Here is a 16732-nt window from a genome sequence, read left to right as displayed (position 1 = left end):
GGCTCGATCACCGCCCACTGCTCGTCACTGGTGTCCGAGGGGTACCGCGCTTGCCGACTCACCCGCCACCGTTGATCACTACACCGGCACAGTCACGTCAACACGCCGACCTTCTCAAACACGCTCTCAGGGATAGCAGCCAAGGGACATGCAGGCGCCGCCGCCGATCGCGATCATCACGACGCCTCACCGAACTCGAACCGCGCAGACCGCGCCCGGAAGTACGCCTGCATGACCGCGTGGCTGTATGTGTCGACGTCAAGGTGCAACCAGCCGCACGACATCCAGTGGCGGCACCGACAGGCCCGGGTGGCGAACAGGGGGTAGTGATCACCGAGGTTGGCGGCCTTCGATAGGGGAGGTGCGACTATCCGACCCGCTGAATGAACGTCAGGTGGCCGTTCTACGCTGGATTGCTGACGGCTGCCCGGACGGTGTGATGGATGACCAGGCCTTCAAAGTAACGGCGCGCGCCCTGCATGACCGCAAACTGGTGGCGGTCAGAAAGCACGGCGGCGCTTGGCAGGCGACGGTGACGGAGCGCGGCGAGTTCTACCTCGAGCACGGCCGGTTGCCGGTGGACGGTGCGGCCCGCCCGTCCTCGACGTCTCGGCCACGGATGGCCGCGTCACGCCGTGTCCCGCCCGGATCTGGGAAGCCGGCCACGGAGCCAGCGCCGAGAATTGATCCCGACGAGCTGCTCGCGCGGTTGCTCGACGGCGACGGCGCGGTCACCATCGCCGATCCGTTCGCCAGCTGTGCGCGCGGCCTGGCGGCGGGCGATCGACGCGACCAAACGCAGCGGACACGTTCCGGCCGAGCACCACATCTGGCACCGCGGCCGGGACAGCGGCGATCTCGTCATCGAGCTGCGCCAAGGCAGCCACCCCGACATGGCGCGTCGGCGGTCGCGCCCCGATGCGATCGCCGTGCCTGACGACGTTGCCGACTGGCACCCGGCCGCCGCAGCCGAATTCCGGAACATCTCGGCTGGGAGCATCCGCCGGGCGCAGCTTATCGCCCACGCCTTGGCCACAGCGGCCAGTCTGCAGGGACTGGAAGTCGGCGCGGCTGAAGGCTTATACGCGCTGACGTTCCGCTCGGCCGGTCAACTGTGCGGACTTCGCTTCTACGAGGAGTACGAGACCCGGGACGTCCTTCCGGACCCTGATGCGCAAGGCAGCGATCGGCGCTACAGCTGGCAGCGTGTCCAAGCGGAGGCCCGAGAGGTGCCGTCGGGGCGGCTGGTCATGGAGTTCGACGAGGACTGGCATCTGCGGGGTCGGCGTCGGCGCTTCGCCGACCGCCAACTCTGGAAGCTCGATGCCAAGCTCCGCGACGTGCTGGCGGAGATCGTGTTCCGGCTGAAGGATCAGCGTGAGCGGCGCGAGGCGGCGGAGCGCGCGGAGCGGGACAAGCAACAGGCATGGCGGGCGGCCATGGCTCAGGCTCGGCTCGACTTTCATGACTCTCGACGGATTGAAGCGCTCGACCGGCAGCTTTCCGGCTGGGAGAAGGCGAAGCGCATCCGGTCGTACTGCGATGCGCTGGCGGCGGTTCGCGACGAGCATGACGACGAACGCACCGCCTGGGTCGCCTGGGCACGGGCCTATGCCGACCGGCTCGACCCGCGGGGACGCTCCGACCTGGCGCCAGCGGAAGTCGAGCCCACGCCGCACCAGCTGGCGCCGTTCCTGAAGGGCTGGAGCCTACGAAGCCAAGCGCCTTTAGCGCCGCTGATCACGCTCCGCCCTGATGACGTCGATCGGGACGCCCAGCTTGCGCTCGATGCGGTCGGCATCGCGGATTGCGCCACAGCCTCGCAGGGCAGTCACCGCCTGCGCGACCAGCTCGCCGAGCCGCCGGACCTCGGCCCGGAGCGCCACGAGCTCGTCGTGGCGGTCACGGTTCTCCTGGCCGCACCACTGGCGGACGATCGCGCGCGATTGGGCGAACTCGGCATCGACCTCGGCGCAGATCTCGGCTGAGATGTGATGATCTCCGGCGTAGTCGCCGAACTGTGCGCGTCGGCGGGCTTGTCGCTCTTCAGCGTCTATGAGCGGTAGCAGGGTCGTGGCGTGGCGTTCTGCCAGCCGGCGGACGACCTTCTCGGTCACAGGCCACGGCGCAATGAGCATGCCACTGTCGACGAAGTTGAGCGGGTGCTCCAGGTCGGAGCGTTCCAGGTCGAGGTCGGTGAGTAGCCCGTCCACGTCGTGGATCATCAATACGCCGGTGTCGTTGTTGTAGCCGTCGCGGGCGTACTCCCAGTCCGCCAGATTGTCGAAGACAAGGCCGATGGCTCGCCCGACCGCCGTCTCCCGCAGGTAGGCCACCGCCCGCAACTTCAGCCCACTGACGCTCGTTCGTCAGGAACGCTTCCTGCTGCTCCCATGGCACCTTGAGTCGGCCAGGCGGTACCCAGTCTTCGTGGCCTTCGTGCTCCGGTGCGACGAAGCGGATGAGCACCCGTGGTGGTGACTTGCTGCCGAAGCGCACGACCTCGACCTCGTCGAGGCGGTCGACCGCCCGTGCGCGGTAGGCCCACCGCTCGCCGACCTCCGGTGTGCGCTTGTCCTGCTCGCTCGGCACAGTTCTCAGCCTGGCGTTCAGGCCAATGCGTGGCAACGAGTCGGGGTCGAGGTGTCGGCTGCCGGCCTCGGCTGGACGAGGTGGAACTCGACCGGCGGCTCGGCAGAGTCGTACCGCCTGCGTTCAAACCGCGCACTAAGGCCACCTAGGGTCGCCCCGCGGGTCGGTTGGGCACGAGCGTGTTCGGCCTGCTGACGGATGCACGTGTCTGACGTGCATAATCCGGCGTCGAAGGACATCCTCGTACCGGGCTGCTCCGGCCGAACGCTGAAGTCGATCAAGACGCGCATGGTCCTCGGCCACGACTGGAACCGCGTGGTGGGGCAGACCATCTCCGCGGTCGAGCTGCTGCCGGGTGATCCGCGCCTGCCGCGGACCGCACCGGACGGCACACCATGGCCGCGGGAGGCCGGAGCGCTGCTCGTAAAGGCCCGCTTCCTGCTGGGCACCGCCGACGGGCGCAACGACTACGAGGTGGCCCGGGCGTTCGAGGCGGAGCAGAACTTCTCCATCGGCTTCAAGGTCAAGAAGGCTCGCCAGCAGGGCGGCATCCGGCGCGTCTACGACCTCGACATGTCCGGTGCTGCACGGGGCGAACCGGCTGGCCACCCTGCAGAGCGTGAAGAGCGCGGGCGTCCTAGCGGGTGGCTACGAGTCAACGGCGGCCTGCGCGACCGTGAGCAGCTGATCTGCTCCGATTCGTGCGCGTCGTCCACGACGCGCTCGACGAGCACACCGCCACCGTCACTGCGGACCAGCTTGCCGAGGTCGAGGAGTTGACCACCGAGCAGGACTACGCCGCCGCGCTCGACGACGAGCAGCTGTGGGACCTGGAGCCCGACGGCACGCTCACCGAGGCGGACGAGGACGAGCGCAGCCCACGTGCGTGGCGGGGCGACCGGCAGCGCTGGTGAGCTACGCGTTCGTGCCCAGCTCCCGCAGCGCGACCGAGCGCACCGCCATGGCCGACCAGGACGCCGCCCTGCGGGGCCGGTGCCCCTCGGCGTCGAGCGTGGCCGCGATCGCCCGGTAGGACTCGCCCGCCCGCCGCAGCTCGACGATGCGCGCCACCGCGGCCTGCTCGTCGGCGCGCGGGGCGGCGTCGCGGGCGCGGCCCTTCCCGGTGCCCTCGTAGCCGTAGGCGTACTGGCCGACGGCGTGCCGACCGACGCGGGCCTTCGCCCGGCGGCCGTCGCTTAGCCGCTTGACGATCATCGCTCGGTCGAGCTGCGCGAACACGCCCTGAACCTGCCGCATGGCCGTGCGCATCGGGTCGTCGGGATCGTCCTGGAGGATCTCGCCCTGGTCGGCGGCGAACGCTCGCCCGCCGTCGCGCCAGATCATCGCCAGGATCGCCTCCTGCACGGTGAGCTGCCGGGCAAGCCGATCGAGTCGGCCGACGAGGATGCCGTCGGCGGTCGCCAGGTGGTCCAGCGCATCAGTGAGCCCAACGCGGTCCACGGCGTCGCTCTTGCCGGTCACGTCGTCGACGTACTCGGCCACGATCTTGTGCCCGTTCGCCTTCGCCCATGCGCGCATGTCGGCGCTCTGAGCGTCCGGCCCGTAGACGTCGAGCGGTTGCGCGAGCGGATCGAGCGCGCGGGGGACGGTGACCGGGGCGATCCGGTGGACCGGGCCCGCGAGCAGCTGCGCGCCTACTGCGACTTCGCGGCGACCCGTCCCGGCCACTACCGCATCCTGTTCCGCCGCCCGTCCGAGGCGCCGCCGTCCGCGCCCAGCCCGGTGATCGAGATCCTCTCGCTGTTCCAGCGCTCCTTCGAACGCGCCGAGGCCGAGGGCCGGCGGTTGCGACTCCCGGCGGACCGGGCCGCCGTGGTCGTGTTCACGGCCGCGCACGGGCGAATGGCGCTCTACCAAGCGAACCCCACCGAGCGCTCCGCCAACAAGCTGCCCCAGTTCATCGACGAGCTCGTCGCGCTCGTGCTCGACTGATCTTCCAGCGTGGCGTTCCGTGACGCAGGACGGCCATCCCGCGGTCATCTCCCCATGGGCGGTGGTCGTGGTGGGGTGACGCCGTGGCCGGCGTGCTGGACCGGGTCGTGCTGGGTGGTGCGCCAGAACCGCGCGGATCGGCGGGGTCAGGGGCGCCGGGCAACCGGCGCGCCCACGCGCAGCTGATCGACGACCTGGCCGCGCGATCATCACGTACGAGCACCGGCTGCTGATCGACGCGATCCGGCGCCGCGACGCGGTCGACGCGGAGCGGTTCCTGTCCGGGCACATCCGCCGCACGCGGATCACACTCGCCACCCGTCCCGAGCAGCCACCGGAGCGGTGCGCGGCCGAAACGTCATGTCTCGACCAGGCGAATGTAGCAGGACGAGACCCTTGCACTGCCAGCGGTTGCCGTGGCGGACGTCCTTTAAATAACGGGTGGCAATGCGCTGGGCGTCGGTGCGGCCCTGCTCGTGCGGAGCAGACGTGTCGACGCCCCTGGCTTTGCAACCACCTGCCGGCAAACGCATGTGTCTGACGTGCTTAATCAGGGGCCAACCTCGCGATCGTGGCAGGTGCCGTCCTCGCGCTCCTGCGCCTGCTGCGGGCCGACCCCCGCCTCGCCGCCGGCGTCAGCGCGGCCGCGGTGCTCGGGTTCGTGGTGCTCGCGCGGCCGTCGCCGAGCGTCGTGCGGGCGGCGGCGATGGCCGGCGTGGTGCTGCTCGCACTCGCCATGGGGCGGGGGCGGTCCGCCGTTCCCGCGCTGGCGGCAGCGGTGCTGGTGTTGTTGCTGGCCGATCCTGCGCTGGCCGTCGACCCGGGTTTCGCGCTGTCGGTGCTCGCCACCGCCGCATTGGTGCTGATCGCGCCGGGTTGGTCCGACGCGCTGCAGCGGCGGGGGGTGCCGCGGTGGGTGGCCGAGGCGCTCACCGTGCCGGCGGCCGCGTTCCTCGCCACCGCCCCGCTGATCGCCGGCCTGAACGCGCAGGTGAGCCCGGTCGCGGTGGTCGCCAACCTGCTCGCCGTGCCCGCCGTCGCGCCGGCCACGGTGCTGGGCGTGCTCGCCGCGGTGGTCTCGCCGCTCGGCGCGCCGCCGGCGCAGGCCTGCGCGTGGGTCGCCGGGCCCGCGGTCTGGTGGCTCGTGCTGGTGGCCGACCGGGCCGCGGCGGTGCCCGGCGCGGTGCTCGGGTGGCCAGGCGGGCTACCGGGCGCGGTGCTGCTGGGCCTGCTGGTGCTGGGGCTGCTGTGGTTCGGCCGCTCCCCGCGCTGGCGGGCGTTGCTCCTCGCCGTCGCGCTGGGGCTCGCGCTCGTCCTCGTGCCCACGCGGATCGCGCCACCGGGCTGGCCGCCCCCTGCATGGGCGGTAGTGGCCTGCGACGTCGGCCAGGGCGACGCCATCGTGCTCGCCACCGGCCGCCCGGGGTGGGTCGTGCTGGTGGATGCCGGCCCCGACGACGGGCCGGTCGACGCCTGCCTCGACCGCCTGGGCGTGCAGCGCATCGCGCTCGTGGTGCTGAGCCACCTGCACGCCGACCACGTCGGTGGGCTGGCAGGCGCGCTGCGCGACCGCGCGGTGGGTGGGGTGGCGGTCGGCCCGGTGCGCGAGCCGGGATGGGCGCTGCGGGAGGTGGCGGGCACGGCGTCCGGCGCCGGTGCGCCCCTCGTCGCGCTCGCCGCGGGCAGGCGGTTGGAGTGGCCGGCGCTCACCATCGACGTGATCGGCCCGCAACACCCCGCCGCGTTCGTCGACGGCGACGACGGCACGGCGGTCAACGACGGCTCGCTGGTGCTGCGCGCCCGTACCCCGGCCGGCACGGTGCTGCTCGCCGGCGACGTGGAGCTCGCCGCGCAGGCCGACCTGCTCGCGTCCGGGGTCGACCTGCGGGCGGACGTACTGAAGATGCCTCACCACGGGAGCCGATACACGTCCGTGGCGTTCCTGAACGCGGTGTCGCCGCGCGCGGTGGTGGTCAGCGTCGGAGCCGGCAATAGCTACCGCCACCCCGACCCGGGCCTGATCGGCGCGCTGGAGCGGGCTGGTGCCGCGGTGCGCCGCACCGACACCGCGGGCGACATCGCGCTGGTCGGCCGGCCCGCCGCGGGGGAGGAGCTGGAGCTCGTCTCGCGTGGCTCCCCGCTCCCGGAGCCGCGATGAGGACGCCCGGGCGGCGGGTCCGCTGGGCCTCGAGGAAGCTGGCCGGCATGGCCGCAGGGCCCCGATCGTCGCAGCAACGAAACTCGCGCGCGCATCTGCCCGTGGAGGCATGACGCAACGTTTGACCACACGCTTCGTGCGCCCGCTTTTCGCGTTCCGGCGATCCGGAGATCGCCGCCGTCGGCTACGACGACTCGTCGCCGACGAGCCGTCCCCCGACGGGGGTGAGCAGGCGTTCTGAAAGATCGTCGCCGGCGGTGGCCCTCGAGAGGACCAGGGCTCCGACGGCGGTCGCCAGTTCGACGAGGACCTCCTGCTCAGGTGCCTCGGGGTCGCGGGCCGGTCCCAGGCGTCCCATCCTTTCGATCATGTTCCGGGGCCCGTCGAGGTAGGCGTCGCGGAGCGGGGCACGTCTGGTGTGCGGGCGACGTCGGCGGCGAGCGCGGCGGTGGCGCGCCCGTTCGCGGGGATGTCGCGGTGTGCAGGGGACAGGTACTGCTCCAGCCAGGCCCGCCGCGCTGCCTCGGTGTCGTCCGTGACTTCTAGCGCGTCGTCCATGTCGGCGAGCCGTTGGGTGAACGCGGCGGCGCAGGCTTGGGCCACCAGGGCGTCCTTGGACTCGAAGTGCCGGTAGAAGCCGCCGTGGGTGAGCCCCGCGGTGGCCATGACCTCGGGCACTGTGACCCGTCCACGCCGCGCTCGCGCACCATCGTCGAGGCCGCGTGGAGCACTGTCTTGCGGTGCAGCTCCATCTGGGCTCGTGATGCTCGTGGTATCGATCCCGACGTGCTGGCCAACCTGCTGAATGCGGTGGCGTGATCGTGGAAGTCGACGCAGCAGACAGGTATGCCTATCGCCGGTTCTGCGCCTCCATGAGGGCGAATACCTCCCGGAACCAGGGTGCCATCGCACAGGGTTCGATCTTGCAGTCGACGATGAGTGGCCGGTCCGGCGCGGCCAGCCAGTCCGCGACGGCGTCGAGGTCGCTGTCACAGGCGACCGTCGCTCCGCGTGCGCCGAGCGAGCGGGCGATCGCGGCGAAGTCCGAGTCCGGGAAGCAGCTGTCCTCGACCGGCAGCCCGAAGCGGTCGAGGAGGTGGTACTCGGCCCCGTAGGCCGCGTCGTTCATGACGACGACCAGCATCGGCAGCCTGACGCGGACGGCCGTGTCGAGCTCGCCGAGGCTCATCATGAGTCCGCCGTCCCCGATCACGACGACCGTCAACGCGTCGGGGGCGGCCACCGCGGCGCCGATACCACCGGCCAGGCCCAGTCCCATTGCCTGGAAGTCCTGGGAGAAGACGAAGCGGGCGGGGTTCGGCACGGAGAGGTGCATCGCCGGATGTCCCATGAAGTGGCCGCTGTCGACCACCACCGTCTTCTCCCGCGGCAGTACCTGCTCGAGGCGGCGGACCACGGCCCGGCCGTCGAGCCGACCGGTGGGGATCGCCGGAAGGGGTGCGACGGGTTCGGCGCGAACGCCGGCAAGTCGGGACCCGACCTCCTCGATGCGGTAGCGGGGGAGCGGAGAACCCGCAGGGAGCTTCGACAGCAGAGCGTCGGCCGTGGCCAGGGCGTCAGCGTGGATTCCCCGGTCGATCGCGTACCGGGCTCCGAGCGCCGCCGCGTCCGCGTCGCACTGCACGATCGTCGCCTTCGGCGCGAGGGTGCCCATGCGCATCGTCCACGGGGTGAGGCTGCACCCGAACGCGAGCACGAGATCCGCCTCGGCGAGTACATCCACCGCGACGGGGGAGGCGAAACCTCCGGCGATCCCGACGCAGAACTCGTCGTCGAACAGGCTCTTGGCCTGGACCGAGGTCGCCGTGACCGCTCCGATGCGCTGCGCAAGAGCCGACAGCGAGCGACCCCGCACCGGAGCGCACGGCGCCGCGCCCCGCGAGCACGACCGGCCGTTCGGAGGCCTCGACCAGTCGAGCAGGGCGTCGACGTCCTCGGCCGTCGGCGAACGGACCGACACGGCGCTTCCCGCCGGTTCGACCCGGTTGCTCGGCCTCGCCTCGAGGTCCTGAACGTCCGTACGGATCCCGACCACGACCGGCCGCAGCTCCCGACCCGCCCACCCGAACGCGTCGATCAGCTTCTCGGAGACGTACCGATCGCTGTCGATGTCGACATAGCGGATGTCCAGGGACTCGATCATCCGCCGCTGGTCGATGTCCTGGTTGAGTCCGGACGACCGGACGGGCGTGTCCCCGACCAGCAGGACGACCGGGGTCCCGGCCTTCCGGGACTCCACCATTGCGGTGACGGTGTTGGTCAGCCCGGGTCCCTGCGTCACCGAACACAGGCCGACCCGGCCGGTCGCCCGCGCCCAGCCGTCGGCCATGGCGACCGCCCCGGGCTCGTGGCGGGCGCCGTGGTACGCCATGCCGTGGCGGTGCCTCATCAGCGTGACGAACTTGAGGTTCGCGTCGCCCATCAGCCCGAAGACGGGCCCGTCGTGCAGCCGCGCGGCGACCGCGGCGACCTCTTCGTGGACCTTGGTCATGATCAGGCCCTCGGCGAGATCGCCGCGGCGACACCTTCTGCGGCGGCCGGACCCTCGGGCGCCGTGTCGTCCGGCACGCCGCGGGATCGCGGAACGGCGGCGGCGGCGATCGCGCCGACCAGGGCGACGAGCGCGAACACCCCGACGTTCATGCTGAGCCCCGCCCCCGCCGCGACGAGCGCGCCCCCGAGGACGGGCCCGGTCACCGCGCCCAGCCGGCCGACACCGGTGCTCAGCCCGAGCGCGGTGGCGCGCTGCCGGGCGCCGTAGTGGGTGGCGATGTACCCGTAGATCACGACCTGGTTGCCGGTGGTGGCCGCACCGGCCACGAAGACGAGGACGAACAGCACGGCAGTCGGCAGCGGCACGGCGATCAGGCCGAGCGAGAGCACCGCCGCGAGGAACCCGGTCGTGGCGACCCAACGGCTGCCGAAGCGGTCGGCGAGCGCCGAACCCGCCAGGCCCCCGACCGCGGCGCCGACGTTGAGCACGAGCAGGAATGCCAGAGCCGAGCCCAGCTGGTAGCCCGCTCCGCGCATCAGCTGGGGCAGCCAGGTGTTCAGCCCGAAGACCAGCAGGAAGCTGCAGAAGTTGGTGACGATGAACAGCGCCAGTGCCACGGCCGTCCTGCGCGAGAGCAACGTGCGCAGACCGCTCGGCGGCGAGGTTCTCGGCACACCCCGGGTGCGCCGCACGAAGTTCGGTGACTCGGGGAGCAGCCACAGGCTGAGCGGGACGAGCGTGACGAGCGGCAACGCACCGAAGGCGAAGAGGGCGCGGAAGCCCAGCGGCTCGAGGAACAGGAGCGCCGTCACCGCGGCGAGCACACCGCCCGCGGGGAACCCGCACAGCATGAGGGCGTTGATCAAGTGCCGTCGCGACACCGGCGCGACCTCGATGACCAGTGCGACGGCAGTGGGCGGAATGCCACCGAAGCCGAGCCCGGCCAGGAACCGGGTTGCCCCGAGCCACCACGGGTTCGGGGCGAACGCCGACAGGAGCATCATCGCCGAGAACCACACGAGCGAGGCGATGAAGAGTCGCCGCCGACCGAACAGGTCCGTGAGGGGCCCGGTCATGACGGCGCCGATGATGGCGCCCACGAGGGCGTAGCTGCCGATGGCACCCGCCTGGGTCGGCGTCAGGTTCCAGGCCTGGTACTCGAGCAGCTTCGGCACCGCTGAGCCGTAGACGATCAGGTCGTAGCCGTCGAACACGATCGCGGCGAACCCGAGCGTCACCGCGGCGACCACTGAACGGCGTTGGACGGACGGCGTCGTCATCCAAGACCTCCTCCATCGGCCCCGCACGCGCTGCGGGGGTGCACAGACGCTAGGAGACTCCGAACGCGAGTGTCAATATCTCGGCATTCATGAAATCGCGAGCGTCGACTCATTGACGCTGATGTCGGCGGGCCGTATCGTCAGACGTGGCCCGCGGCGACGCGCGAGGAGGACGATGCGGATGACGACAAGGCCGGTCCCTTCCCGGTCTGCGGGCGCCCTGGGCGCCCGCCGCCTGATCGCCGTCGGGCAAGATGGCCGGGACGACGCGGTGGGCGACTCGAGTGGGGCGGCGATGGCTCGGCAGCACAGCCGCCGGCGACTCGTGTCCAACGAGCTGCTCGAGCACTCCGCCCGGCTGTTCGCCACCCAGGGCTACGCCAACACCTCCTTCCAGGACATCGCCGACGCGATGGGCATCAGCCGCCCGGCGCTGTACCACTACGTGAGCAACAAGGAGGAGATCCTCGCCGCGCTCGTGCGGGATGTCCTCGAACGCGTCGTCGAGATCCTCGAGCAGGCCAGGGCTCGCGAGGACCTCGACGAGGACCAGCGCGTCGAGGACGCGCTGCGCCGGATCGTGGTCAACAACGCCCGCAACACGACGCGGTTCCGACTGCTGGACCGCAGTGAGCCCGACCTTCCGGCGGAGATCGCCGAGATGCACCGCGCGGCCCGCCGCCGGGTCCTGGAGCTGTTCACCGGCCTGATCGACGACGCGGTCCAGGCCGGCCGGTTCCGCCCCCTTCCCGCCCGCACCGTCGCCCTGGGCATGCTCGGGATGGCCAACTGGGTGGCCTGGTGGTACCGCGCGGAAAACGACGGCGACGCCGAGGCTGTCGCCGACGTCCTGGTCGCCCTCGCGACGTCCGGAGTCCGCCGCGACGGCGACCGCCAGGTCGAGCCGGGGCCTTGGGCCGCGCTCGCGCTGCTGAAGGAAGACATCACCCATCTCGAGAGCGCCCTTTCCGCGGCGCTGTCTCCCGCACCGCCATCCGGTGCGCCGTCCGCGGACGCGGCTGCGCAGGGCTAGTCCCACTCGATCCCCGCTCGACCGCTGCCCGCCGGCACCCGGCCACACTTGAGGTTGACACAGATGTCGAAATATCAACACGACGCGGACCTGGAAGAGCGGGTTGCGCGGTACCGGCGCGAGGGCCTGTGGACCGGCGAGACGCTCGCCGATGCACTGCGCGGGACGGCGCGGGCACACCCGGACGTCAGCGCGCTGGTCACGGCTGAAGGCCGGCTGACCCACCGCGAGCTCGACGAGCTGACCGAGGACTTCGGGGCCGGGCTGCTGACCGCCACCGCGCTGCAGCCGGGGGATCGGGTGATGTTCCAGCTCGGGAACGTGCTCGAGACCATCGTGGCCTACTACGGCTGCATCAAGGCGGGGATCATCCCGGTCTGCACCCTCCCCCAGCACGGGGAACGCGAGATCGGCATGCTCGCCGCGCACACCGGCGCCCGTGCGCACGTCGTGCAGGCCGATTTCCGCAGCCGGGACCTGGTCGAGTCCGGCGCCCGGCTGCAGCGCGAGGTCGAGGTGCTCGACACCCTGATCGTCGCCCGCGGCCCGGTACCCGCCGCGGCCGGCTCCGCGCACACCTACGACGCGATCCTGGACGCCGGACGCAGCCCCGGTGCCCGCGCCGCGCTGGCCGGGGTCCGAGTCGACCCGGACGGGCTGGTCGTTCTCCAGCTCTCCGGGGGCACCACGGGGCTGCCGAAGGTCGCGCCCCGCCGGCACGAGGAGTACGTCTACAACTCACGCATCTGGGCCCAGGCGCTGGAGCTGACCCCCGGGTCGGTCGTCCTGCATGCGCTGCCGATCATGCACAACGCCGGTACCGCGGCCGCGCTGCAGGCCGCGCACCTGGCCGGCGGCACCTGCGTCGTGGCCCCGGGGGCCGATCCCGGCCCGGTGCTCGAGCTCATCGCGGCCGAACGCGTCACCGTCATGCCCGTCGTCCCGCCCGCCGTGGCGATCCGCCTGCTCGAGCACGATCGCGCCCGTGACACCGACCTGACCAGCATCGAGCGGTTCGTACTCGGCGGTCAGCGCCCCAGCGTCGAGCTGATCGAACGCCTGGAGCGCGAGCTGGGCATCCACGCCCAGCAGATGTTCGGCATGGCCGAGGGCATGTTCCTCCACACCCCGCCCGACGCCCCCGAGTGGGCTCGGCTGAACACCGTCGGCACGCCGATATCCCCGGCCGACGAGGTCCGCGTGCTCGATGTCGCCGGCGAGGACGAGGTGCCCGACGGGACGCTCGGCGAGCTCGCCTGTCGCGGCCCGTACACGATCACCGGCTACTACCGCGCTGCGCAGCACAACGCGACCGCGTTCACCTCCGATGGCTTCTACCGCACCGGCGACCTGGTCACCTGCCACGTCCTCGACGGCAGGCCGTTCTACGCCATCGACGGGCGGATCAAGGACGTCATCAACCGCGGCGCCGAGAAGATCCACGCCGAGGAGCTCGAGGAGCTGCTCGTGCGGCACCCCGACGTCCGCAACGCTGCCGTCGTCGCCATGCCCGATCCCGTCCTCGGGGAGCGGATCTGCGCCTATCTGGTGGTCGCCGACGGAGCGGAGCACCCCACGGTGGCCTCGCTGGCGGCGTTCCTCCTCGGCCGGGGCCTGGCGAAGTTCAAGCTGCCCGAGCGGGTCGAGATCGTCGACGCGTTCCCGCTGACCAACGTCGGCAAGGTCTCGAAGAAGGACCTGCGGGCGGATGTCGAGCAGAAGATCGAGAAGGAGAGCGTGCCCGCATGAGGCTTCAGAGCATCGCCGTGCTCGGGGGTGGCCCCGGCGGCCTGTACGCCGCGCGCCTGCTCAAGCTGGCACACCCCGACGCCACCGTCCGGCTCTACGAGCAGGGCGTACCGGAGAAGACCTTCGGATTCGGGGTCGCGCTGGCCGGGCGGACCCAGCGCAACCTGGAGGAGGCCGACGCGGCCAGCCAGGCGGACATCATCGCCGCGGGCCGCCGCCACGACATGCGGATGGTCGTTGGGGACCAGGCCGCCCGGGTGCACAACGGCCCGTTGATCGGCATCGCCCGCACCGAGCTGCTCGCGGTGCTCGAGCGGCACGCCGAGGCGGCCGGGGTCGAGCTGCACTACGGCTTTCGGCACCGCCTCGACGAGCTCGACGACGCCGACCTGGTCGTCGCCGCGGACGGGGTCAACAGCCAGACCCGGACCGACCACGCAGCGGACTTCGGCACCCACATCGACGTCGCCGACGGGCTCTACCTCTGGGCCGGTGCGGACTTCGCCCTCGACACCGCCGTCTTCGCGCCGGTGACCACCGCGCACGGCACGTTCGTCACCCACGCCTACCCCTACGCCCCCGACCGCAGCACCTTCCTCATCGAGACCGACGAGGCGACATGGCGGGCCGCCGGGTTCGACGTCACGACCGAGGCCACCGGGCCGGACGAGTCGGACCTCACGGCGCTGGCCTACCTGGAGAAGGCCTTCGCCGAGCACCTCGACGGCCACCGGCTGATCGGGAACCGGACGCGCTGGCTGCGGTTCCGCACCGTGCACTGCGAGCGGTGGACCCGTGGCAACGCGGTGCTGCTCGGCGACGCCGCCCACACCGCGCACTACTCGGTCGGGTCCGGCACCAAGCTGGCGATGGAGGACGCCATCGCCCTGTGCGACGCCATCGCCGAGGAATCCGACCTGCCCACCGCGCTGGCCCGCTACGAGCGCGAGCGCCGGCCTCAGGTCCGGCGGATCCAGGAACTCGCCCGCCGCAGCATGCTGTGGTGGGACTCCTTCCCCCGCCGCACCAACCTCCCCGTCGACCAGCTCATGGTCGCCTACATGACCCGGACCGGGAACGTCGGCCTGCAACGCTTCGCCGACACCAACCCCGACATCGTCCGTCGCGGCGTCGCCCGGTTCGCCGACGTCGAACCCACCCACGTCCCGGTCGAGGGCGTCGTGGACTGGGTGCTGGGCCGACCGCTCATCCACGCCGACCGCCAGTGGGCCGGCAGGGTCCTGCCCGCCACTGACCGCGACCGCCTCACCGCACCGCTGCCGGACGGGACCACGCCTCCGCCGAGCGGCGCCGACCTCGCCCGCGTCACCGTCGTGCTCGACGACCCCTGGAGCACCGGCGCCGACGCCCTGGTCAAGAAGCTCCACGACCTCACCCTCGCCGGCTGGGCGGGTTTCTGGCTGACCGGCCCCGCGGACCGGCGCCACCTGCTGACCCGCCTCGACGTCGGTGAGCGTCTGCGCGCCGAGACCGGCGGACTCGTGGTCGTCGACGGCCCGAGCAGCTGCCTCGACGACCTCGCCGCCGGCGTCGCCGCCGCCCGCACCGACCTGGTGTGTCCGATCGACACGGTCTGACGACCGTGGCGACCAACCGAGAGATCCATGAGGAGGTTCACCGATGACCGACAACAGCACCCAGACGGAGCACCGGGTGAAGGGCGTGGACCACGCCGCCTTCCCCACCTTCGACCCCGCCGCCACCGTCCGGTTCTACCGCGACACGCTGAAGTTCCCCGTCGTGCACTCGATCTGCGCGGCCGGCTGGGGCCCGGAGAACCACCCCGACTTCATCCACTTCTTCTTCGACATCGGCAGCGGCGACCGAATCGCGTTCTTCTACTACTTCGGTCACGAGCCCGTCGGTGACCCGAACGCCCGCGGTGACGCCTGGGCGCGGCTGCCCGAGGGCACGCCCGAGTTCTTCGCGAACTCCCGCCACCTGGCGATCCACGTCGACTCCGAGGAGGACCTCCTCGAGTACCGCCGTCGCCTCGACGAGAGCCGGTGGCCCTGCGAGATGCAGGTCATGCACGAGACGATCGAGTCGATCTACACCCACGACCCGAACGGGTACATGATCGAGATCACCCGGGCGTTGCGGCCGGTGACCCCGCAGGAGGACCTCGACGCCGAGCTGACGATCGAGGCCCTCTGCGATGTCGCGGCCGGACCCGAGCCGTCGCTGGACAAGCTGCTCACCCGCAAGGCCGAGCTGATCGTCGAGCGCGCCGCCCGCTGGGAGGCCGACCGGAAGGCCCTCGCACCCACCGAGGCGGTGACGGGGTGACCGCGATCTTCGTCCTGGACGTCCCGGAGAACGAGGGTGTCGTCCGGGTGGCCGAGGAGGACGCCGCACTGCAGGTCGAGAAGGTCGGACCGTACTACCGGATCGCCCTCGACGGCGGTGACCGGCCACCCGCCGACCCCGGCGAGGACGTCGGAGCGGGCCACACCAGCACCGAGGACCAGATCATCGTCGACCGCCGGTCGACCGGGTGCCGCCACGCCGTCTGGTACTGCGCCCTCGCCGGCCTGCAGGACGCGCGCGTGGTCCAGCACGACAAGAACGCGCTGCGCGTCGTCCGGCGCTGAGCCCGTCCCAGCCCATGACAGGACTGACGATGACCGAAACCACCTTCCACCCCGGCCCCGGCGACACCGGGCGCCCGCACCACCGCATAGGGCTCGTCGTTCCCAGCTCGAACACCACCGTCGAACGGGAGATGCCGGCCCTGCTGCAGCGGCACCGGGACGCCGGGTTCTCCTTCCACTCCACCCGGATGCGGATGCACACCGTCTCGCCCGAAGAACTGCGCGCCATGAACGCGCAGCGCGAGCGGTGCGTCGACGAGATCGGCGACGCCGGCGTGGACGCCATCCTCTACGCCTGCCTGGTCGCCCTGATGGCCCAGGGCCACACCGACGGCGTCGGCGAGCACGAGCTGACCGAGCGCGCCGTCGTGGACCAGCTCGGCAACCGCGGTCTCGCCCCGCAGGTCACCTCCAGCGCCGGCGCGCTGGTGCACGCCCTGCGCACGACCGGTGCGCAGCGCGTCGCCCTCGTCATGCCCTACCTGCGCCCGGTCGCCGAGCTCGTCGTGGCGTACTTCGAGGCGGAGGGGATCGCGGTCACCGACTGGCGAGCCCTCGAAGTATCCGACAACGCCCAGGTCGGCTGCATCCCCGGCGCTCAGGTCCTCGATGCCGCCCGCTCGCTGGACCTGTCGGGCGCCGACGCGCTCGTCCTGTCCGCCTGCGTCCAGATGCCCTCGCTGCCGCTCATCCAGACCGCCGAGGACGAGTTCGGGCTGCCCGTGCTGTCGGCCGCCACGGCCGGCGCGTTCACCCTGCTCGACCTCCTCGGCCTGCCCGTCCACCTCCCCGGCGCCGGGCGGCTGCTGACCCGTGACGCGAAGGCGGGTGTCTGAC

The 16732-nt window shown here is 71.6% G+C and carries 16 protein-coding genes and 1 pseudogene; 12 read left to right on the top strand and 5 right to left on the bottom strand.

Annotation, left to right across the window (positions count from 1 at the left end; all coding sequences use genetic code 11):
* Window positions 1-758 precede the first annotated feature (758 nt).
* The 3 genes from ABEA81_RS39005 (at window position 759) to ABEA81_RS38995 (ending at window position 3506) form a co-directional block, all read left to right on the top strand.
* A complete protein-coding gene (locus ABEA81_RS39005; RefSeq protein ID WP_345612548.1) occupies window positions 759-1988 on the top strand; it encodes a hypothetical protein in 1230 nt (409 codons plus the stop codon).
* An 808-nt stretch (window positions 1989-2796) separates the two neighbouring features.
* Window positions 2797-3372, top strand: coding sequence for an HK97 family phage prohead protease (locus ABEA81_RS39000; RefSeq protein WP_345612546.1), 576 nt, complete (start codon window positions 2797-2799; stop codon window positions 3370-3372).
* Window positions 3369-3506, top strand: coding sequence for a hypothetical protein (locus ABEA81_RS38995; RefSeq protein ID WP_345612544.1), 138 nt, complete (start codon window positions 3369-3371; stop codon window positions 3504-3506). Before ABEA81_RS39000 ends, ABEA81_RS38995 begins: the two co-directional genes overlap by 4 nt.
* Before the next feature lies 1 nt (window position 3507).
* On the opposite strand, the gene ABEA81_RS38990 is transcribed toward ABEA81_RS38995, so the two are convergent.
* On the bottom strand, window positions 3508-4281 hold the full coding sequence (locus tag ABEA81_RS38990; protein ID WP_345612543.1) for a recombinase family protein: 774 nt from the start codon (window positions 4279-4281) through the stop codon (window positions 3508-3510).
* Between ABEA81_RS38990 and ABEA81_RS38985 the strand changes: the two genes are divergently transcribed.
* The 3 genes and pseudogenes from ABEA81_RS38985 (at window position 4171) to ABEA81_RS42860 (ending at window position 6703) form a co-directional block, all read left to right on the top strand.
* Window positions 4171-4545, top strand: a complete 375-nt coding sequence (locus ABEA81_RS38985; RefSeq protein WP_345612541.1) for a TetR-like C-terminal domain-containing protein — start codon at window positions 4171-4173, stop codon at window positions 4543-4545. The genes ABEA81_RS38990 and ABEA81_RS38985 overlap by 111 nt on opposite strands.
* 562 nt (window positions 4546-5107) lie before the next feature.
* Window positions 5108-5791 (top strand): annotated as a pseudogene (locus ABEA81_RS42865) (ComEC/Rec2 family competence protein); the annotation flags it as partial.
* Complete coding sequence (locus ABEA81_RS42860) at window positions 5780-6703, top strand: ComEC/Rec2 family competence protein (protein WP_425570839.1); 924 nt, start codon at window positions 5780-5782, stop codon at window positions 6701-6703. The pseudogene ABEA81_RS42865 and the gene ABEA81_RS42860, both read left to right, overlap by 12 nt.
* Before the next feature lie 184 nt (window positions 6704-6887).
* Here ABEA81_RS42860 and ABEA81_RS38975 read toward each other — a convergent pair whose 3' ends face one another.
* The 4 genes from ABEA81_RS38975 to ABEA81_RS38960 all read right to left on the bottom strand — a co-directional run bounded on the left by ABEA81_RS38975 (window position 6888) and on the right by ABEA81_RS38960 (window position 10498).
* Entirely contained in the window at window positions 6888-7061 is a 174-nt protein-coding gene (locus ABEA81_RS38975; protein WP_345612537.1) for a hypothetical protein, read from the bottom strand.
* 8 nt (window positions 7062-7069) lie between these two features.
* A complete protein-coding gene (locus ABEA81_RS38970; protein ID WP_345612536.1) occupies window positions 7070-7381 on the bottom strand; it encodes a TetR family transcriptional regulator in 312 nt (103 codons plus the stop codon).
* 172 nt (window positions 7382-7553) lie between these two features.
* The gene (locus tag ABEA81_RS38965) at window positions 7554-9215 is read right to left on the bottom strand and encodes a thiamine pyrophosphate-binding protein (protein WP_345612534.1); all 1662 of its coding nucleotides are present in this window, start codon (window positions 9213-9215) and stop codon (window positions 7554-7556) included.
* Window positions 9216-9217: 2 nt separating this feature from the next.
* The gene (locus tag ABEA81_RS38960) at window positions 9218-10498 is read right to left on the bottom strand and encodes an MFS transporter (RefSeq protein WP_345612532.1); all 1281 of its coding nucleotides are present in this window, start codon (window positions 10496-10498) and stop codon (window positions 9218-9220) included.
* Between the two features lie 181 nt (window positions 10499-10679).
* Between ABEA81_RS38960 and ABEA81_RS38955 the strand changes: the two genes are divergently transcribed.
* From ABEA81_RS38955 to ABEA81_RS38930, 6 genes are all read left to right on the top strand, one after another.
* Complete coding sequence (locus ABEA81_RS38955) at window positions 10680-11531, top strand: TetR/AcrR family transcriptional regulator (RefSeq protein ID WP_345612530.1); 852 nt, start codon at window positions 10680-10682, stop codon at window positions 11529-11531.
* A 63-nt stretch (window positions 11532-11594) separates the two neighbouring features.
* Window positions 11595-13280: a (2,3-dihydroxybenzoyl)adenylate synthase gene (locus ABEA81_RS38950; protein ID WP_345612528.1), complete on the top strand. Its 1686-nt coding sequence runs from the start codon at window positions 11595-11597 to the stop codon at window positions 13278-13280.
* The gene (locus ABEA81_RS38945; RefSeq protein ID WP_345612526.1) at window positions 13277-14878 is read left to right on the top strand and encodes an FAD-dependent monooxygenase; all 1602 of its coding nucleotides are present in this window, start codon (window positions 13277-13279) and stop codon (window positions 14876-14878) included. Before ABEA81_RS38950 ends, ABEA81_RS38945 begins: the two co-directional genes overlap by 4 nt.
* Window positions 14879-14921: 43 nt before the next feature.
* Window positions 14922-15590 (top strand): VOC family protein, encoded by a 669-nt coding sequence (locus ABEA81_RS38940; RefSeq protein WP_345612524.1) that lies wholly within the window; start codon window positions 14922-14924, stop codon window positions 15588-15590.
* Entirely contained in the window at window positions 15587-15895 is a 309-nt protein-coding gene (locus ABEA81_RS38935; RefSeq protein WP_345612523.1) for a hypothetical protein, read from the top strand. Before ABEA81_RS38940 ends, ABEA81_RS38935 begins: the two co-directional genes overlap by 4 nt.
* Before the next feature lie 29 nt (window positions 15896-15924).
* Window positions 15925-16731 carry a maleate cis-trans isomerase family protein gene (locus ABEA81_RS38930; protein ID WP_345612521.1) on the top strand — a complete coding sequence of 269 codons (807 nt, stop codon included), beginning with the start codon at window positions 15925-15927 and terminating at the stop codon, window positions 16729-16731.
* Window position 16732: the final 1 nt, after the last annotated feature.

It is taken from the genome of Pseudonocardia adelaidensis (assembly GCF_039543345.1).
GTDB lineage: Bacteria > Actinomycetota > Actinomycetes > Mycobacteriales > Pseudonocardiaceae > Pseudonocardia > Pseudonocardia adelaidensis.
This window is presented reverse-complemented; position numbering and strand designations above follow the sequence as displayed.